This is a genomic window from Kitasatospora sp. NPDC057595 (genome assembly GCF_042800875.1).
In the GTDB taxonomy this organism is placed as follows: Bacteria; Actinomycetota; Actinomycetes; order Streptomycetales; family Streptomycetaceae; genus Kitasatospora.
The window spans coordinates 513,494-531,538 of record NZ_JBHVGL010000001.1; the positions used below are offsets into that span (position 1 = coordinate 513,494).

The window sequence follows — 18,045 nt, forward strand, 5'->3', positions numbered from 1 at the left end:
AAACTGGGCTGGATAGTCTGGATCGTGCGACGATGCCGGTATGAATCGACTCGCGAACGCGACGTCGCCGTACCTGCTCCAGCATGCCTCCAATCCTGTGGACTGGTGGCCATGGGGAGAGGAGGCGATGCAAGAGGCCAAGCGGCGCGACGTTCCCATCCTTCTCTCGGTGGGTTATTCGTCGTGCCACTTAGCCTGATGATCATTGGTGCCACGTGATGGCGCACGAGTCGTTCGAGGACGAGGGCATCGCGGAGTACCTCAACGAGCGTTTCGTCGCGGTCAAGGTCGACCGGGAGGAGCGGCCGGACGTCGACGCGGTGTACATGGAGGCGGTGCAGGCGGCGACCGGGCAGGGCGGGTGGCCGATGACCGTCTTCCTGACGCCCGGCAAGGAGCCGTTCTACTTCGGGACCTACTTCCCGTCCGAGCCCCGGCACGGCATGCCGTCGTTCCGGCAGGTGCTGGAGGGTGTGCACGCCGCCTGGCGGGACCGGCGTGAGGAGGTCGGCGAGGTCGCCGCGCGGATCCGGGCCGACCTGGCCGAGCGATCCTCCGTCTACGCGGTCGGCAGCGGCGTGCACCAGCCGCCCGGGGAGGCCGACCTGCACCAGGCGCTCGTCGCGCTCAGCCGCGACTTCGACCCGCGGCACGGCGGCTTCGGCGGGGCGCCGAAGTTCCCGCCGGCGATGGTGATCGAGTTCCTGCTGCGCCACCACGCCCGGACCGGCTCGCAGGCCGCGCTGGAGATGGCCGTCCGCACCGGCGAGGCGATGGCCCGCGGCGGCATCCACGACCAGCTCGGCGGCGGTTTCGCCCGGTACGCGGTGGACGCCGGCTGGGTGGTGCCGCACTTCGAGAAGATGCTCTACGACAACGCGCTGCTGCTGCGTGCGTACCTGCACCTGTGGCGGGCGACCGGCTCGCCGCTGGCCCGGCGGGTCGCGCTCTCCACTGCCGACTTCCTGCTGCGCGAACTGCGCACCCCCGAGGGCGCGTTCGCCTCCGCGCTGGACGCCGACAGCCTCGACGAGGAGACCGGGGCCACCGCCGAGGGCGCCTACTACGTCTGGGAGCCGGGCCAGTTGGTCGACCTGCTCGGCCCCGCCGACGCGGCCACCGCCGCCCGGCTGTTCTCCGTCACCGCCGACGGCACCTTCGAGCACGGCAGCTCCGTCCTCCAACTCCTAGCCGACCCCGAGGACTTCGCCGAGTACGAGGCGATCAGGGAGCGGCTGCTGGCGGCCCGGGCGGCCCGCCCGGCGCCCGCCCGGGACGACAAGGTGGTCGCCGCCTGGAACGGCCTGGCCATCGCCGCGCTCGCCGAGACCGGTGCTCTGCTGGAGCGCCCCGACCTGGTCCGGGCCGCCGAACGGGCCGCCGACCTGCTGCTCGCCGTCCACCTCACCCCCGAGGGCCGGCTGCTGCGCACCTCCCGGGACGGCCGCCCCGGCGCCAACGCGGGCGTGCTGGAGGACTACGCCGACACCGCCGAGGGCTTCCTCGCGCTGTACGCCGTCACCGGCGAGGCCGAGTGGCTCCAGCTGGCCGGGGGGCTGCTCGACACCGTGCTCAAGCACTTCGCCGACGAGGAGAGCGGCGCGCTGTACGACACCGCCGACGACGCGGAGGAGCTGATCCGGCGCCCGCAGGACCCGACCGACAACGCGACCCCGTCCGGCTGGACCGCCGCCGCGGCCGCGCTGCTCGGCTACGCCGCGTACACCGGCTCGGACCGCCACCGGACCGCCGCCGAACGGGCGCTCGGCATCGTCGGGGCGCTCGCCTCGCGCGCGCCGCGGTTCATCGGCTGGGGCCTGGCCGCCGCCGAGGCACTGGCCGACGGGCCGCGCGAGGTCGCGGTGATCGGCCCGGCCGGCGACCCCGGGACGGCCGCGCTGCACCGGGCCGCGCTGCTCGGCACCGCGCCCGGCGCCGTGGTCGCGTTCGGCGAGCCGGGCGCCGGCAGCGACGAGGTGCCGCTGCTCGCCGGTCGGCCGCTGGTCGACGGCGCGCCCGCCGCCTACGTCTGCCGGAACTTCGCCTGCGAGCTGCCGACCACCGACCCGGCGGCCCTCGCCGAGCGGCTGGGGGCGTTCGCGGCCGGGCAGGCCGGGCAGGTCGAGTCCGGCGGGCAGGCCGCGCGGGACGGGCGGGACGGGCAGTACGGGCAGCACGGACAGGCCGGGTAAAAGCGGTGGTCGGCGCCGGGGGAGGCGGGGGAGGATGGGCCATGCCCTGGACTCTCAGTACCTCCCTCGACGACTTCCGCGCCCAGGCCGGCGACTTCCTCGGCGCCAACCCGGCCGAGAACACCGTGCTGTTGACGATCACGGACCGGCTGGCGGCCCGCGGCCTCCACTACTACGGCGCCGGTGCGCCGGTGTTCGGCTGGTGGCGCCCCGAGCCGGACGGGCCGGTCGCCGGGGTGTTCCTGCAGACCCCGCCGTTCGCCCCGCGGCTGGGGCTGATGCCCGAGCGGGCGGCGGCCGAACTGGCCGTCGAACTCGCCGGTGCCTGGGCCGGGTTCACCGCGCTCGCCGGGGTCGGCGGCGGGGTGGCGGCGGTGCGGGCGTTCGGTGACGCGTGGGCCGGGGCCACCGGGGCCACCCCGACCGTCAAGACCGAGGAGCGCCTCTACCGGCTCGGCGCGCTGACCGACCCGCCGCGCCCGCCGGCCGGCCGCCCCCGGCTTGCCGGGGCGGCGGACCGCGAGCTGCTGATCCGCTGGTTCGACGCGTTCGCGGCCGAGGTGGACATCCGGATCCCCGACACCGCGATGGTGGTGGACGACCGGACCGCCGCCGGTCAGCTGCACCTGTGGGAGGACGGCGGCCGGGCGGTCGCGGTGGCCGGGGCCAGCGCGGTCGTCGCCGGGATGTCCCGGATCGGCCCGGTCTACACGCCGCGCGAGGCCCGCGGCCGGGGGTACGCCAGCGGCGTCACGGCCGCCGCCTCGGCCGCCGCCCTGGCCGACGGGGCCGCGGAGGTGCTGCTGTACACGGACCTCTCCAACCCGACCAGCAACTCGATCTACCAGCAGATCGGCTACCGGCCGGTGGAGGACTGCCTGGAGCTGGCCTTCGGCGACTGACGGAGCAGAGAGCGATCCGGGTGTTGCGGAGGGGGCTACTCCCAGTCCCAGCCGATGCCCAGGATGCAGGGCCCGACGGCGGTGGCGACCAGGTGCACGCAGTGGTGGCCGTCGAGGGTCAGCTCCTCGCTCTCGTAGGGCTTCTCCTCGGGCGAGCGGCGGGCGAAGCGGTGGCAGCGCACGGGCAGCGCGTCCGGGTGGAAGGTGATCTGGAGGACGTACTGCCCCGCGCCCGAGTGGAAGCCGCGGAGGTACTCGCAGCTGGGCTCGGGCGCCGGGGCGTCGTCGAAGCCGTAGCCGAGCAGATGGGTGTCGCCCGCGCGCAGCCGGCGGTCCAGCAGGAGTTCGGCGATCAGCAGGTCGTGGGCCTGGTCGCGGCGGACGCGGCCGGGGCGGCAGTTGTCCTCGGTGCGGACGCCGACCCGGGTGATGTCGCTGCCGGGGTCGCCCTGGTGGATGGCGAGGTAGCGGTCGATGCCGTCGCGGTGGGCGCGCAGGGCGTGCTGGGAGTCGCGGCGCCGGAGCCGGCGGTCGGCGCCGATCCGGATCCGCTCGATGTGGGTGATGGTGTGCAGCCCGCTGTCGCGCGGGCCGGCCAGCTCGGCGAGCAGGTCGTCGACGGCGGTGGGCGGGGTGATGAGGTCGCGGTAGGGGCGGACGGGCGGGCCGGCCGGGGCGGTGGGGGCGGCCCGCCGGGGGCCGAGCAGCCGGGTGAGGGAGTGCGCGGGGAGGTCCAGGACCTTCTCCAACTCCCGTACCGCGCGCAGCGATTCGGCCCGTTCGGGACGGCGGTGGCCCTGCTGCCAGTAGCTGAGGCTGGTCACCCCGATGCGGACGCCGCGTTGCGCGAGGTGGTCGCGGACGCGGTGCAGGGCGAGGCCGCGGGTGGCGATGGCGGTGCGCAGGGCGAGGTCGAAGGGGCCGGTGCGCAGCGCGGTGACGAGGTCGGGCTGGTCGGTCCGCTGCATGCGGCCTCCTCGGATGGCGGGGCGGGGCGGCCCGGCGGGGGCCCGTGCGGTGGGCCCGGGTCGTGAATATTCACATCTGGAGGGGGGTTTGTCACCGGTCCTGACGCTCCCGGCGGGGGTTCCGGGGCCGGCGTTCACAGCGGGGCGGGCCCCGTTCACACCCGGACGGGCGGGGCCCGAGGACCGTTGACCGGCCATGTCAACAGCGCGATGCTCGGTGGCGCGATCCGGACCGCACCCCCACACCTCTCGACTCCTCTGCCTGCCGCAAGGAGGCCATCCCCCATGTCCGTCACACGGATACGCCTGCGCCGCGCCGTCTCGGTGCTCGCGCTCGGCGTCCTCGGCCCGGCGCTCAGCGTCGCGGCCGTCACCCCCGCCCAGGCCGCCCCCGCGGCCCCCCTGCAGCGGGTCCGGCCCGCCGCCGCGGGTGCCACGGCCGATCTGGCCGGCACCTACAAGACGCTCGACATCACCATGCAGCAGCAACAGCAGACCAACTGGTGCTGGGCGGCGAGCGGCAACACCATCGCCACCTTCTACGGCTACAACTACAGCCAGAACCAGTTCTGCAACGCCGCGTTCGGCCGCTCCGGCAGCTCGGCCTGCCCCAACAGCCAGGCCACGCTGGGCGATGTGCAGAACGGCCTGAGCCGGATCGGGATCAGCCCGGGCTCGTACGTCACCGGCTACCTGCGCTACAGCACGGTGCAGACCGAGGTGAACGCCGACCGGCCGGTCGAGACCCGGATCCAGTGGAGCTCCGGCGGCGGCCACATGCACGTCGTGTACGGCTACGACACCGGCAACAACTGGGTCTACTGGGGCGACCCGTGGCCGTCCAACTACCGCTACAACTGGGCGGACTACAACTACTACGTGTCGAACGGCACGTTCTCCTGGACCCATTCCCTGTACCGGATCGGCGCGTGAGGGGCGACATGAGCAGCATGCAGAGGGCCGCGCTGGTCCGCGGCGCGGCGGCCGTCCTGCTCGCCGCCGGTCTGGGTCTGGCGCTCGCGCCGGCCGCGTCCGCCGCGGGTCCGGCCGGTGCCGTCGGCGGGTCCGGTGGCGCCGGGGTGCCCGAGCCGGTGCCGGCCGCGGAGCTGGCCGAGGCCCACGGCGCGGTGCAGAACCCGGCCGTGCTCGACCAGGTCGGCCGCTTCTTCGCCCGCAAGGGCCTCCCGCCGACCGGCCGGCTCGCCCCGGGGGCGGCCGAGGAGGCGGCGCCCGCCGCCACCGCGCCCCGCCTGGCCGGGGACACCGTGCCGGTGTACACGCTGGACGCCGCCTTCGTGTCCGGCACGCCGGGCGCCCCGGTGGCCCGGGCCGAGTTCACCGCGAGCCGGGTGGTGGCCGCCGACGGCCGGGTCGCCTCGGTCTGGACGGTGAAGCAGGGCGGCGGCTGGCGGGTCGTCAACATCGCCACCGGCGGCGACGAGGGCGACTACGCGCAGCGGGCGGCGGAGGGCGGTGGCGGAACGGCGTTCCGCGAGCCGCAGATCAACGCCTGGTACGTGCTGCGGGACGGCCGGGTGCTGCCGCTGGACGACGAGGCGCGTCGCTCGGTGGGCGAGGCCGGGGTGAGCCTGGCCGCGTACCAGGGCCTGGTCCGGCAGCGGTACGGCGACAAGCTGCCCGGCTCGGCGTACGACCGGGCGGGCCGGGGCGGCGGCTACGAGCCCGCCGCCGAGCGGACGGCGGGCGGTACGGCGGGCGGTACGGCGCTGCCGGCCGTGACGGCGGCCGCGGCCCTGGGCGCCACCGCGCTCGCGGGCGCGGGCGTGGCCCTGCGCCGGCGGACGGCCCCGCGGAACGGGTAGCCCGCGGACGTCGGAGAGTGGACAGCGGACGGCGGGGTTCCGGGCCCCGCCGTCCCCCGCGCCCTACAGGTCGGCGAAGCCGTTCTCCAGGATGGCGAAGGCGCGGTCGACCAGGTCGGCGATGTCCTCGGCGCCCTCGGACTCGGCCCACTGCAGCACCGCCTCCGTGGTGGCCGCGGCGAGCGCGGTGGCGGCGATCCGCATCGTGAAGGTCGGCTCCGGGACGCCGGCCCGCCGGGTCAGCGCGGCGAGGTAGAGCTGCCGCGGGTCGTTGGCGCTGTCCATCATCCGGGCGCGCAGCGCCGGGACGTCCCTGACCAGCCGCATCCGGACGAGCAGTTCCTCGCGCTCGTGCTCCAGCAGGTGCCGGATCATCCCGATGACGGCCTCCCGGCAGGAGCGCAGAAACGGTTCGTCGGAGGGGCGGGCGAGCAGCGCCTCGATCATCGCCGGGTCGTACTCGTCGGTGAGGACGAGGTCCTCCTTGGTGGCGAAGTACCGGAAGAAGGTGGACGGGGAGATCTCGGCGGCGGCCGCGATCCGGTCCACCGTGGTGTTCTCGTACCCCTGTTCGGCGATCAGCCGGTATGCCTCGCGGCGGATGGTCTGGCGGGTCTTCAGCTTCTTCCGCTCGCGCAGCGACAGCGGCGCCTCCAGCATCGCCTGGATCGGATTGCCCGGTCCCGCCGGAGGTGCCGTCGCCGGCCGCGTTGCGTTCATGTCTTCGATTATCCGTGATCGGTCGCGGGCACCGGGCCGGTCTCCGGGCCGCTCTCCGGGGCGCTCTCCGGGGCGGGAGGCCCGGCGGGCCCGGCCGGTTCGACGGCGGGCATCCGCACCGCGACCAGCGCCGCAGACAGCACCGCGATCGCCCCGGAGACCAGCAGCACCACCGTCATCCCGTGCACGTAGGCGCCGTGCGCGGAGGCGGCGAGCGCCGGGTCGCCGGAGGCGGCAGCGACCGCGTCGGCCGCGACCACCGACCGGCCGGCCTGTTCGGCCGCGCCCGCCGCCAGCCCGCCGGTGTCCAGCGTGCCCCGGTAGGCGTTGGCGAGCAGGCTGCCGAAGACGGCCACCCCGATCGCCCCGCCGACCTGGCGGAAGGTCTGCAGCAGCCCGGAGCCGACCCCGGCCCGGGCGGGCGGCAGCGTGAGCAGGGCGGTGGCCTGCGCGGTGATCAGGGACAGGCCCATGCCGACCCCGAGCAGGGTGAGCCAGCCGGCGGCGAGGGCGTAGCCGTCGGAGACCTCCGTCCGGCTGCCGATGAGCAGGGCGGCGGCCAGCAGGCCCAGCCCCAGCACGATCACCGTCCGGGGGCTGCTGCGGGCGACCAGCTTGTCGCTGAGCCGGGCGGCCACCATCAGGCCGAGCATCATCGGCATCAGCCGCAGTCCGGTGCCGAAGGCGTCCGCGCCGAGCACGCTCTGGAAGTACAGCGGGAGCACGAAGAAGGCGCCGAACAGGACCAGCGAGACCAGCGTCGCGGCCACCGTCGACCAGCGGAAGGCGGCGTCGGCGAGCAGCGACAGGTCGAGCATCGGGGCCGGCCGGCGCCGGCTGCGCAGGACCAGCAGGGTGAGCGCGACCAGCGCGCCGCCGACGGTGCCGAGCACCAGCGGGTCCGCCCAGCCGCGCTCGGGGCTCTCGATGATGCCGTAGGTGAGCGCGGCCAGCCCGCCGGCGCCGAGCAGGGTGGCGGGCACGTCGATCGGGGGCGCGGCGGGGTTGCGGGTCTCCGGCAGCAGGACGACGCAGGCGGTGATGCCGATGGCCACCAGCGGCAGGTTGATCACGAAGATCGCGCCCCACCAGTAGTGCTGGAGGATGAAGCCGCCGATCAGCGGGCCGAGCGGGGTGCCGACGGCCAGCGAGGCGGCCAGGATCGCGGTGGCGCGCCGCTGCTCGCCGGGCGGGAAGAGGCCGGGGATCACCGCCATCGACATCGGCATCACCAGCGCGCCGGCCAGGCCCATCGCGGCGCGGGCGGCGATCAGCGTGGCCGGGCTGTCGGCCGGCATGCCGACCGCCGAGGCCAGGCCGAACAGGGCGAGGCCCAGGGTGAGGGTGAAGCGGCGGCCGAAGCGGTCACCGATCAGACCGGCGGGGAGCATCACGGCGGCGAAGACCACGGTGTAGGAGTCGACGATCCACTGCTGCTGTCCGGTGGTGGCCCCGAGCTGCGAGGCCAGCGTGGGCAGGGCCACGTTCAGCACCGTCATGTCGAGGCTGATCACCAGGACGCTCAGCGCGACCGCGACGAGCGCGAGCCAGCGCCGTGGGTCCGGGCCGGGCGCCGCCGCGGTGGGCTCCACGGGGTCGGCGGGCTCGACGGGCGGAGTTGGCACGGGAAACCTCCGGAGACCAGCGAAGGGAGTCTCTGTCAAATGACAGTAACTCCCAAAAGATGGCCGCCGTCAATGTCCGAAAGGCATCGGCTCCCGATTACGCTCCGTGATGTGTCCTGGAAGTGCTCGTTCCGCACGGGGAATTGACGCAACGTTGATCTGTCGTTCGCCGCTTTCCGGCGGCTGCGGGTGACTGTCGGTAGATACGATGTGGCCGTCGGTCAGTGCGGACCGGCACGTGCCGAGAGCGGAGAAGGGGTGGGGCGGCAGGGGCCGACCACGAGCCCGGCGCAGGAAGGAGAAGCCGTCATGGCCGTTCGGGAGTCCGGTGCCCAGATCTGGGGTGCCGTGGTGGTGGGCTCGGCGCTGGCCGTGGTCGCGGCCTATCTGATCCACGGCGCCGCGCTGGTGCTGGTGGTCGCCGGGGTCGAGGTGCTGCTGCTGATGGTCTACGTGGGGCGGCGCTGGCAGTTGCTCCACCAGGCGTCCGAGCCGGACCGCCGGTCGTCCCCCCGCGGGCAGCGGCCGCCCGCCGGCAGGGTGGACGCGGCGCACTGCGAGCGCTGCCGCCGGGCCCGGGAGGCGATCGACGCGCGCCAGGCCGGGCGGCCGGTCCGCGTCCCGCACGCCCACGAGCGCCTCGACCGGCCGCGCGAGCGCCGGCACGACGGAACCCACGAGCGGGCCGCGTACGACCGCACGCCGCACGACCGGGCGCACGAGCACCCGGTCCGGGAGTGGACGGCGGAACGGGCGGCCGTCCGGTCGCACGACCGGCCGACCGCCCGTCACGGGGCGCCGGGCTCAGCCGGCCGCGCTGTAGGCCACCAGTGAGACCCCGACGTACTGCGTGATGAAGGCCCCGAGGGTGAAGGCGTGGAACACCTCGTGGAAGCCGAACCAGCGCGGTGAGGGGTTCGGCCGTTTGAGCCCGTACACGACGCCGCCGATGCTGTAGAGCACGCCGCCGACGATCATCAGCACCAGGACCGCGACGCCGCCGGTGTGCAGGAAGTCCGGCAGGAAGAACGCGGCGGCCCAGCCCAGCGCGAGGTACACCGGCGTGTAGAGCCAGCGCGGCGCACCCACCCAGAAGACGCGGAAGGCTATCCCCGCCAGCGCGCCGCCCCAGACCGCCCAGAGCAGCACCTGCCGGGCGGCGCCGTCCAGCAGCAGGATGGTGAACGGGGTGTAGGTGCCCGCGATGATCAGGAAGATGTTCGCGTGGTCCAGCCGGCGCAGGATCGCGTCGCCGCGCGGGCCCCAGTGGAAGCGGTGGTAGACCGCGCTGACCCCGAAGAGCAGCCAGGCGCTGACGGAGTAGATCGCGCACGCGATCCTCGCGGGGCCCGGTTCGGCCAGGCAGATCAGCACGATCCCGGCGGCCACCGTGGCGGGGAACATTCCGGCGTGCAGCCAGCCGCGCCACTTCGGCTTGTGCTCGGCACGCCCCGTGCTCTCCAGGAGCTCAGCAGTCATGAGCGGCATGCTACCCGCTACCTACGGGTCCGTAGGTTACCCGGCCGTAGGAAGTGGCGCTCATCACGACTTGGACGTTTTGGAGCATTGGGAGGGGGGTCGATCGGCCGCCGGAGGTGCCGAAGGTGTTGTCCTACTGGCTGGTAATCATCCGTACTGTAGTAAAAGATGCGTCAACTCTGCCGTTCTGCCGCGTTGGGGGTGGGGGCCCGGAGCTACGCTCAAAGCACCCTCAACCCCCGCTACGCCGTCTCCCCGCCGGGATGGCGTGAAACGGAGCGATCGTGTCGAACGAGAACTCGGCTGCTCTCAGCGCCGCGCCCACCCGCCACCAGCGCCTGCTGGCCTGGGTGAGCGAGATCGCGGAGCTCACCCAGCCGGACCGCGTCGAATGGTGCGACGGTTCCGAGGAGGAGTACCAGCGCCTCGCGGACCTGCTCGTCGCCCAGGGCACTTTCAAGAAGCTCAACGAGGAGAAGCGACCCAACTCCTACTACGCCGCCTCCGACCCCTCGGACGTGGCGCGCGTGGAGGACCGCACCTTCATCTGCTCCGAGCAGGAGGAGGACGCCGGCCCGACGAACCACTGGAAGGCTCCCGCCGAGATGCGCGAGATCTTCCAGGGCGAGCAGGGCCTGTTCCGCGGCGCCATGAAGGGCCGCACCATGTACGTCGTGCCGTTCTCGATGGGCCCGGTCGGCTCCCCGCTGGCCGCCTACGGCGTCGAGATCACCGACTCCGCCTACGTCGCCGTGTCGATGCGCGTGATGACCCGCATGGGCCGGGCCGTGCTCGACCAGCTCGGCGAGGACGGCGACTTCGTCAAGGCCGTGCACACCGTCGGCGCCCCGCTCGCCGAGGGCGAGGCGGACGTGCCGTGGCCGTGCAACACCACCAAGTACATCTCGCACTTCCCGGAGAGCCGGGAGATCTGGTCCTTCGGCTCCGGCTACGGCGGCAACGCCCTGCTCGGCAAGAAGTGCTACGCGCTGCGGATCGCCTCGACCATGGCCCGCGACGAGGGCTGGCTGGCCGAGCACATGCTCATCCTGAAGCTCACCCCGCCGGCGGGCCCCGCGGGCGAGGCGGAGCCCAAGTACGTCGCGGCGGCCTTCCCGTCCGCCTGCGGCAAGACCAACCTGGCGATGCTCCAGCCCACCGTCCCGGGCTGGAAGGTCGAGACGATCGGCGACGACATCGCCTGGATGCGCTTCGGCGCCGACGGCCGCCTGTACGCCATCAACCCCGAGGCGGGCTTCTTCGGCGTCGCCCCCGGCACCGGCGTGGACACCAACGCCAACGCGATCGACACCCTCTGGGGCAACACCGTCTTCACCAACGTCGCGCTCACCGACGACGGTGACGTGTGGTGGGAGGGCCTCACCGACGAGAAGCCGGCCCACCTCACCGACTGGCGCGGCAACGACTGGACGCCGGAGTCCGAGACCCCGGCCGCCCACCCGAACGCCCGCTTCGCCGTCCCGGCCGCGCAGTGCCCGACCATCGCCCCCGAGTGGGAGGACCCGGCGGGCGTGCCGATCTCGGCGATCCTGTTCGGCGGCCGTCGCGCCACCGCCGTCCCGCTGGTGACGGAGTCCTTCAACTGGCAGCACGGCGTCTTCCTGGGTGCCAACATCGCCTCCGAGAAGACCGCCGCCGCCGAGGGCACCGTGGGCGAGCTGCGCCGCGACCCGTTCGCGATGCTGCCGTTCTGCGGCTACAACATGGGTGACTACTTCGCCCACTGGCTGAAGATCGGTGCCCAGGCGGACGCCGCCAAGCTGCCGAAGATCTACTACGTGAACTGGTTCCGCAAGAACGCCGACGGCCAGTTCGTCTGGCCGGGCTACGGCGAGAACAGCCGCGTGCTGAAGTGGGTCGTCGAGCGCCTGGAGGGCACCGGCGAGGGCGTCGAGACCCCGATCGGCGTGCTGCCGACCGTCGAGGGCTTCGACCTGGACGGCCTGGAGCTGGCGAAGGAGGACCTCGACCTGCTCTTCACCGTCGACGCCGACATCTGGCGTCAGGAGGCCGCGCTCGTCCCGGCCCACCTGGAGCTCTTCGGCGAGCACACGCCGACCGAGCTGTGGGACGAGTACCGAGACCTGGTCGCCCGCCTCGGCTGAGCCTGAGCCTCAGCAGGAGCGGTAGAGAGGCCGGTGCGCTGCACGAACCGCGCACCGGCCGGCGACAGGACGGCCGGAGCCCCGACGGACGATCTTTCCCCGACCAAGGAGATCGTCCGACCGGGACTCCGGCCGTAGCTCTTCCACCCGTCCGTCAGGGCTGGGTGTAGCCGCTCAGGAACATCCCGATCCGGGTGACCGCGTCGGTGATCTCCTCCGCGCGCGGCAGCGTGACCAGCCGGAAGTGGTCCGGCTCGGGCCAGTTGAAGCCGGTGCCCTGGACCAGCAGGATCCGCTCGGACCGCAGCAGGTCGAGCACCATCCGGGCGTCGTCCTTGATCTTGAACACCTTGGGGTCCAGCCGGGGGAAGGCGTACAGCGCGCCCTTCGGCTTCACGCAGCTGACCCCGGGGATCTCGTTGAGCAGCCGGAACGCGGCGTCCCGGGACTCCAGCAGCCGGCCGCCGGGCAGGATCAGGTCCTTGATCGACTGCCGCCCGCCGAGCGCCGCGGCCACCGCGTGCTGGGCCGGCATGTTGGCGCACAGCCGCATCGAGGCGAGCACGGTCAGGCCCTCGACGTAACTGCGGGCCCGGCTCCGGTCGCCGGAGAGCACCATCCATCCGGAGCGGAAGCCCGCCACCCGGTAGGCCTTGGACAGGCCGTTGAAGGTGACGCAGAAGAGGTCGGGGGCCAGGGTGGCCAGCGGGACGTGCTCGGCGTCGTCGTAGAGGATCTTGTCGTAGATCTCGTCCGCGTAGACCACCAGTTGGTGGCGGCGGGCGATCGCGGCCAGCCCCTCCAGCACCTCGCGCGGATAGACCGCGCCGGTCGGGTTGTTGGGGTTGATCACCACCAGTGCCCTGGTCCGGTCGGTGACCTTGGACTCGATGTCGGCGAGGTCCGGGTACCACTCCGACTGCTCGTCACAGCGGTAGTGGACGGCGGTGCCGCCGGCCAGCGAGACGGAGGCCGTCCACAGCGGGTAGTCCGGCGCCGGGACGAGCACCTCGTCGCCGTCGTCCAGCAGCGCGGTCATCGCCAGCTGGATCAGCTCGGAGACGCCGTTGCCGAGGAAGACGTCCTCGACCGTCAGGCCGTCCAGGCCGCGCTCCTCGTAGTGCATCACCACGGCGCGGCGCGCGGAGAGCAGTCCCTTGGAGTCCCCGTAGCCGTGCGCGGTGGAGAGGTTGCGCAGGATGTCCTGGAGGATCTCCGGCGGCGCTTCGAAGCCGAACAGCGCGGGATTGCCGGTGTTGAGCTTCAGGATGCGGTGGCCCTGTTCCTCCAGCCGCATCGCCTCGTCGAGCACCGGACCGCGGATGTCGTAACAGACATTGGCGAGTTTGCTGGACTGGATGACCTGCATGCCTGCCTACTTTAGGGGTACGAACGGGCGGCCCGGCGCGTGTCGTGGGACACCCGTCGGACCGCCCGGACGCTGTCGTTCCGCTCCGCCTTCGATCAGGAGGCGGAGGCCTCAGCTCGCCTTCCAGATCAGCGGCTCGGTGTCCAGAACGCTGCCGAAGACGAGGAACTGCGGCGGGGTGCCGTCCGGAACGAGATAGACGGCACACTGCTGCTGGCTCTGGCCGTCGTTCAGCACGCCCGGCTGCTTGCCGGTGTCGCACTGCGGGATCGACTTCAGGATGGTCGGGGCGGGCAGGATGCCGCTCCCCTTGGGGTCGGTCTGCACCTTGAACCGCATCATGAAGTACTCGTCCTGCAGCGGGGTGCCGGTCCGGTTGGTGAAGTTGACCGTCACGTAATAAGGGGTCATGCCCGCGGTGTCGGCCGGCTTGAACCGGTACGGCGCGATCTCGGCGGCGGTGCCCTTGACCACCGAGACCGGGGTGACGTCGGCCTTGGTCTTGCCCAGGTAGCTGCCGGTGGCGGTGAGCGGCAGTGGGCTGTCGAAGGTGATCTTGCTCTTTCCGCCGCTCGCGCCGCCGATCGGGTTGCCGCTGGTCGCGGCGGACGGCAGCGGGTCGGGGTTCGTCGCGCCGCCGGCCGCTCCGCCCGCTCCGCCCGCGCCACCGGCCGGGGCGGAGGCCGGGGCGGACGAGGGCGCGGCGGTCGGGGCGGAGGTCGCGGCGCCGGTGGGGGCGGCGGCCGGGGTGTCGGTGGCGGGCGGGGCCGTGGTCGGCGCCGCGGTCGGGGCGGCGACGACGGCCGGGTCGTCGTTCTCCGGGCCGCAGGCGGTCAGCGCCAGCGCCAGGACGGCGACCGGGGCCGCGGCGCGCAGAGTGCTCCGAAGCTTCGTCAAGGTGTCTCCCCCGTGGATGATGTGGTCGGTGCGGCACCCGGGTTGCGCGGTGCCGTGAGTGTCGGACGCGGACGGTGTCCCGCCGGTTCCGGGCCGGTCGGCGGCCGGACCGGGGCGAGGAGGGGGAGAGCCGTGATCGGGAGCGCGCTGGGAGCGGTACTGGCCGGTCTGCTGGTGGCGCCGGTACTGCGCGGCCTGGTGGTGCGCTACGCCGTGCCGCAGGACGAACCGTGGTGCCTGGCCTGCCCGTCCTGCGGGCGGGAGCTGCGCGGCCTGCCGCCCACCGGCCGGTGTCCGGGCTGCCGGACCGGGCTCGGCCCCGGCGCCTGGCTGGTGGAGGCGGTCACCGCCGCGGCGGCCGCCGCCGCGCTCGCCGCCGCGCGTCCGGCGGACGCGCTGCTCCTGCTCTGGCTGGCCGGGCCCGGCGTGGTGCTGGGCTTCACCGACGCCCGGGTGCACCGGCTGCCCTACCCGCTCACCTGGACGCTGGCGGCGGGCCTCGCCGTGCTGCTGCCGGTGGTGCAGCTGGCCGAGGGCGCCCCCGGAGTGCTGACGCGCTGCCTGCTGGTGGCACTGGCCGCCGGGGCGCTGTTCGAAGTCCCGGTCCAGCTGGGGCTGGTGGGCGGCGGGGACACCGTGCTGGCGCTCGGCCTCGGCGCGCTGCTCGGCCGCTACGGCTGGTCCGCCGCCTTCGCCGGCCTGGCGGCCTTCGTGCTGCTGGCCGGGCTCTGGTCGGTCGGCGTGCTGCTGGCCTCCCTGGTGCGCCGCCGTCCGGTGCGCGGCCGGGAGGTGCCGCTGGGCCCGTTCCTGCTGCTCGGCACCCTGCTGGCGGTGCTCGGGCACTCCTGAGGCGCTCACGGCCCTGGGTGCTTCCGGCCCGAGGCGTGCACGGCCCGGGAAAGCGGACGGGCCCGCCGTACCGGTAGGTACGACGGGCCCGGCGCCGACGCGCAGGCCCCACCCTCAAGGAGCGGCGCGCCGGGGGGAGTTACGGCATCTGGTGGACGAACGGGCCGACCGTGTTGGAGAAGGCGTTCCCGTTGACGGAGTCCCAGTTGGTGGACCAGGTCATCGCGCCCCGGATGGTCGGCCACTTGGCCGGCGGGACGAAGCTGCCGCAGTTCTTGCCGGTGGCGAGGCAGTCCAGCGCGTTGTTGACGACGCTCGGCGCGACGTAGCCGCCGCCGGCCGCCTTGGAGGAGGCGGGGACGCCGATGCCGACCTGGTCGGGCCGCAGGCCGCCCTGGATCTGGGTGCAGATCTGCGAGGTGATGAAGTCGATGGTGCCCTGGTTGTAGACCTTGCCGTCGCAGCCGTTCATGCCGCCCGAGTTGTAGAACTGGGTGTTGACGACGGTCAGGATGTCCTTGGTGTTCAGCGCCAGCTGGAAGTACGCGCCGGCGGTGGAGTACATCCCGATGGTCTCGGGGGCCATCGTCAGGACGAAGCTGGAGCCGACCTTGGCCTGGAGGCTGTGCAGGGCGTTGCCCATGTGGGTCGGGTTGACCCCGTTCTCCAGGTCGATGTCGATGCCGTCGAAGCCGTAGTCCTTGATGACGCCGTAGGCGGTGTCGACGAAGGTCTGGGCGGCGGCGGCGTCGTTGACCGAGATGGCGCCGTTCTGGCCGCCGACCGAGATGATGACCTTCTTGCCGGCCGCCTGCTTGGCCTTCACGTCGGCGCGGAACTGGGCGTCGGTGTAGCCGCCGAGGCTGGCGGAGAGCTCCGGGTCCAGCTTGAAGGTGATGGCGCCCGCGCGGCTGGGGACGGCGTCGGCGAACGAGACCGCGATGATGTCGTACGCGCTCTGGACGTCGCTCAGCTTCTGGAGGTTGTTGCCCTTGTTGTCGAAGTTGTGCCAGTAGCCGGTGATCGCGTGCTTCGGCACACCGGTGTTGGGGTTGCCGGTGCTGGTCGCCGTGGGGGTCGGGGTGACCGTCTGGGTGGGCGTCGGCGTGACGGTCTGGGTCGGCGTGGCGGTGGCCGTCGGCGAGGCGGTCGCGGTCGGCGTGACCGTGGGGGTGACGGTCGGGGTGGGGGTGACCGTCGCGGTCGGGCTCGGGGTGGTGGGGCCGCCCGGGCCGCTCAGCACGACGTCGTCGGCGTAGTAGGCGCTCTGGCCGTACCAGCCGTGCAGGTAGACGGTGACGGTCTTGGCGCTCGCACCGGTGGTGAAGGTGGTGGAGAGCTGGTTCCAGCTGTTCTGGTTGGACCAGACGCTCGGGTCGGTGCCGCCGGTGCCACGCGCGCCGAGGTAGGCGTACGGGCCCTGGACCCAGGCGCTCAGGGTGTAGCTGGTGTTGGGCAGCACGCTGATGGTCTGGGTGCACTCGGCGGTGTCCCCGGCGCTCGGGGTGGCCTGCAGCGCGCCCGAGCCCGAGTGGGCCGGCGTGGTGACGGCGCTCGCGGCGCCGGCGCAGACCCAGCCGCCCAGCGAGCCGTCGAAGCCGCCGTTGGTGACCAGGTTCCCGGCGGCCGCGTTGGCGCCGCCGGCGAAGAGGGCGAGGCCGGTGCCGGCCAGGGCGAGGGCGGTGGCGCCCGCGGCGAGGGCCGGGACGGGGCCGCGGCGGCGCTTGTGCGACACGGGCCGGTTCAGCGTACGGGCCATGGAGGTGCGCTCCTGTGGGGGAGGAGCGGCCGCCGCGGTGGGGGGCGCGGCGGCCGCGTGTGGGGGAGGGCATTGCGTCCGAAGTACTGCCTTGACGAGGGCGGGTCCGGTGTTCTGTTCCGCCCTGGGAACAAAAGCTGGACTAGACCATTGGGGGTCGTCAAGCATTGAACCGTCGGCTTACGGATTCCTTAAGGAATCGGAGACCGTTCCGTATCCGGCCGCCGGCCGTTCCCCGGAGCGTCCCCGGGACGTCGTGCCGGCGCGTTCAGGCCACCTCCGGCACGCCTGTCGCGACAGACTTCGCACAGGACCGTGACCCTCCCGCGACCTGCGGCTTTCCCTGCCACCACGACGCGGGAGTAGGCTGCGCCGGGGGTTCTGAAGCACCCGGTGAAGTGAGCACGGAGGGGCCGAAAAGCATGGGTCTGCGCGATGTCGTCGAACGCACGCCGGGTCTGCGCGTCCTGCTGGACGGGATGTACGGCCTCTACGGTCGCCGGGTGGAGGTGCACCTCGCCCGCACCCCGCACCACATCGGCGTGATCCTCGACGGCAACCGCCGCTGGGCCCGCGCGACCGGCGGCTCCACCGCCTACGGCCACCAGCGCGGCGCGGACAAGATCAGCGAGTTCCTCGGCTGGTGCGACGAGACGCACGTCAAGGTCGTCACCCTGTGGATGCTCTCCACCGACAACCTCGACCGCCCGGCCGACGAGCTGGTCCCGCTGCTCGGCATCATCGAGGACGCCGTCACCAATCTCGCCGCCGCCCGCCGCTGGCGGATCAACCCGGTCGGCGCCCTGGACCTGCTGCCGCAGCACACCTCGGACGTCCTTAAGCGGGCCGCCGAGGAGACCGCGGGCATCGAGGGCATCACCGTGAACGTGGCCGTCGGCTACGGCGGCCGGCACGAGATCGCCGACGCCGTCCGCTCGCTGCTCCAGGAGCACGCCGGCCGGGGCACCTCGATCGAGGAACTGGCCGAGATCCTGGACGTCGAGCACATCGCCGAGCACCTCTACACCAAGGGCCAGCCCGACCCCGACCTGGTCATCCGCACCTCGGGGGAGCAGCGGCTCTCCGGCTTCCTGCTCTGGCAGAGCGCGCACAGCGAGTTCTACTTCTGCGAGGCGTACTGGCCGGCCTTCCGCAAGGTCGACTTCCTGCGGGCGCTGCGCGCCTTCGAGCAGCGCAACCGGCGGATGGGCCTCTGACCGGGGGCGCACGGCGGCCCCGGGGGACCGGGCCGGCGCGGCGCGCCGGATTGACCACCGTAGGGGCTGGCTTACCCGGCGGCCGGGCGAGGCCAAACGTTCACCCGCAATGATCCGTC

The 18,045-nt window shown here is 73.2% G+C and carries 14 protein-coding genes and 1 pseudogene; 8 read left to right on the forward strand and 7 right to left on the reverse strand.

Annotated features, from left to right (window positions below; translation table 11 throughout):
* Positions 1 to 40 precede the first annotated feature (40 nt).
* Positions 41 to 2,090, forward strand: a pseudogene (locus tag ACFU9E_RS02240) (thioredoxin domain-containing protein); the annotation flags it as partial.
* 143 nt (positions 2,091 to 2,233) lie between these two features.
* On the forward strand, positions 2,234 to 3,094 hold the full coding sequence (locus tag ACFU9E_RS02245; protein WP_380680141.1) for a GNAT family N-acetyltransferase: 861 nt from the start codon (positions 2,234 to 2,236) through the stop codon (positions 3,092 to 3,094).
* A gap of 35 nt (positions 3,095 to 3,129) precedes the next feature.
* Here the strand turns inward: ACFU9E_RS02245 and ACFU9E_RS02250 are convergent, their stop codons facing one another.
* The gene (locus ACFU9E_RS02250) at positions 3,130 to 4,062 is read right to left on the reverse strand and encodes a hypothetical protein (RefSeq protein ID WP_380680144.1); all 933 of its coding nucleotides are present in this window, start codon (positions 4,060 to 4,062) and stop codon (positions 3,130 to 3,132) included.
* Between the two features lie 285 nt (positions 4,063 to 4,347).
* Here ACFU9E_RS02250 and ACFU9E_RS02255 point away from each other — a divergent pair, with 285 nt between their 5' ends.
* Both ACFU9E_RS02255 and ACFU9E_RS02260 read left to right on the forward strand, forming a co-directional pair.
* The gene (locus tag ACFU9E_RS02255; RefSeq protein ID WP_380680147.1) at positions 4,348 to 4,995 is read left to right on the forward strand and encodes a papain-like cysteine protease family protein; all 648 of its coding nucleotides are present in this window, start codon (positions 4,348 to 4,350) and stop codon (positions 4,993 to 4,995) included.
* Positions 4,996 to 5,003: 8 nt separating this feature from the next.
* Positions 5,004 to 5,885 carry a hypothetical protein gene (locus ACFU9E_RS02260; RefSeq protein ID WP_380680150.1) on the forward strand — a complete coding sequence of 294 codons (882 nt, stop codon included), beginning with the start codon at positions 5,004 to 5,006 and terminating at the stop codon, positions 5,883 to 5,885.
* A 63-nt stretch (positions 5,886 to 5,948) separates the two neighbouring features.
* On the opposite strand, the gene ACFU9E_RS02265 is transcribed toward ACFU9E_RS02260, so the two are convergent.
* A complete protein-coding gene (locus ACFU9E_RS02265; RefSeq protein WP_380680153.1) occupies positions 5,949 to 6,605 on the reverse strand; it encodes a TetR family transcriptional regulator in 657 nt (218 codons plus the stop codon).
* Between the two features lie 8 nt (positions 6,606 to 6,613).
* Positions 6,614 to 8,230, reverse strand: coding sequence for an MFS transporter (locus ACFU9E_RS02270; protein WP_380680156.1), 1,617 nt, complete (start codon positions 8,228 to 8,230; stop codon positions 6,614 to 6,616).
* A gap of 309 nt (positions 8,231 to 8,539) precedes the next feature.
* On the opposite strand from ACFU9E_RS02270, the gene ACFU9E_RS02275 reads away from it, so the two are divergent.
* Positions 8,540 to 9,064, forward strand: coding sequence for a hypothetical protein (locus ACFU9E_RS02275; protein WP_380680159.1), 525 nt, complete (start codon positions 8,540 to 8,542; stop codon positions 9,062 to 9,064).
* On the opposite strand, the gene ACFU9E_RS02280 is transcribed toward ACFU9E_RS02275, so the two are convergent.
* Positions 9,035 to 9,709, reverse strand: a complete 675-nt coding sequence (locus tag ACFU9E_RS02280) for a hemolysin III family protein (RefSeq protein WP_380680162.1) — start codon at positions 9,707 to 9,709, stop codon at positions 9,035 to 9,037. The two genes, ACFU9E_RS02275 and ACFU9E_RS02280, sit on opposite strands and share 30 nt — an antisense overlap.
* Positions 9,710 to 9,993: 284 nt before the next feature.
* Between ACFU9E_RS02280 and ACFU9E_RS02285 the strand changes: the two genes are divergently transcribed.
* Positions 9,994 to 11,835, forward strand: coding sequence for a phosphoenolpyruvate carboxykinase (GTP) (locus ACFU9E_RS02285; RefSeq protein ID WP_380680165.1), 1,842 nt, complete (start codon positions 9,994 to 9,996; stop codon positions 11,833 to 11,835).
* A 154-nt stretch (positions 11,836 to 11,989) separates the two neighbouring features.
* Here the strand turns inward: ACFU9E_RS02285 and ACFU9E_RS02290 are convergent, their stop codons facing one another.
* On the reverse strand, positions 11,990 to 13,204 hold the full coding sequence (locus ACFU9E_RS02290; RefSeq protein WP_380680167.1) for a pyridoxal phosphate-dependent aminotransferase: 1,215 nt from the start codon (positions 13,202 to 13,204) through the stop codon (positions 11,990 to 11,992).
* A gap of 111 nt (positions 13,205 to 13,315) precedes the next feature.
* Positions 13,316 to 14,101: a hypothetical protein gene (locus ACFU9E_RS02295; RefSeq protein ID WP_380680170.1), complete on the reverse strand. Its 786-nt coding sequence runs from the start codon at positions 14,099 to 14,101 to the stop codon at positions 13,316 to 13,318.
* Positions 14,102 to 14,233: 132 nt separating this feature from the next.
* Between ACFU9E_RS02295 and ACFU9E_RS02300 the strand changes: the two genes are divergently transcribed.
* Positions 14,234 to 14,950, forward strand: a complete 717-nt coding sequence (locus ACFU9E_RS02300) for a prepilin peptidase (protein WP_380680173.1) — start codon at positions 14,234 to 14,236, stop codon at positions 14,948 to 14,950.
* Between the two features lie 139 nt (positions 14,951 to 15,089).
* Here ACFU9E_RS02300 and ACFU9E_RS02305 read toward each other — a convergent pair whose 3' ends face one another.
* Positions 15,090 to 16,709: a chitinase gene (locus ACFU9E_RS02305; RefSeq protein WP_380680175.1), complete on the reverse strand. Its 1,620-nt coding sequence runs from the start codon at positions 16,707 to 16,709 to the stop codon at positions 15,090 to 15,092.
* A gap of 422 nt (positions 16,710 to 17,131) precedes the next feature.
* Here ACFU9E_RS02305 and ACFU9E_RS02310 point away from each other — a divergent pair, with 422 nt between their 5' ends.
* Positions 17,132 to 17,926 (forward strand): isoprenyl transferase, encoded by a 795-nt coding sequence (locus ACFU9E_RS02310; RefSeq protein ID WP_355369919.1) that lies wholly within the window; start codon positions 17,132 to 17,134, stop codon positions 17,924 to 17,926.
* Positions 17,927 to 18,045: the final 119 nt, after the last annotated feature.

Coding starts and splice junctions, on each gene's coding strand:
- ACFU9E_RS02255 (WP_380680147.1), top strand. CDS start 4,348: ATGTCCGTCACACGGATACGCCTGCGCCGCGCCGTCTCGGTGCTCGCG.
- ACFU9E_RS02245 (WP_380680141.1), top strand. CDS start 2,234: ATGCCCTGGACTCTCAGTACCTCCCTCGACGACTTCCGCGCCCAGGCC.
- ACFU9E_RS02290 (WP_380680167.1), bottom strand. CDS start 13,204: ATGCAGGTCATCCAGTCCAGCAAACTCGCCAATGTCTGTTACGACATC.
- ACFU9E_RS02275 (WP_380680159.1), top strand. CDS start 8,540: ATGGCCGTTCGGGAGTCCGGTGCCCAGATCTGGGGTGCCGTGGTGGTG.
- ACFU9E_RS02305 (WP_380680175.1), bottom strand. CDS start 16,709: ATGGCCCGTACGCTGAACCGGCCCGTGTCGCACAAGCGCCGCCGCGGC.
- ACFU9E_RS02265 (WP_380680153.1), bottom strand. CDS start 6,605: ATGAACGCAACGCGGCCGGCGACGGCACCTCCGGCGGGACCGGGCAAT.
- ACFU9E_RS02310 (WP_355369919.1), top strand. CDS start 17,132: ATGGGTCTGCGCGATGTCGTCGAACGCACGCCGGGTCTGCGCGTCCTG.
- ACFU9E_RS02280 (WP_380680162.1), bottom strand. CDS start 9,709: ATGACTGCTGAGCTCCTGGAGAGCACGGGGCGTGCCGAGCACAAGCCG.
- ACFU9E_RS02250 (WP_380680144.1), bottom strand. CDS start 4,062: ATGCAGCGGACCGACCAGCCCGACCTCGTCACCGCGCTGCGCACCGGC.
- ACFU9E_RS02260 (WP_380680150.1), top strand. CDS start 5,004: ATGAGCAGCATGCAGAGGGCCGCGCTGGTCCGCGGCGCGGCGGCCGTC.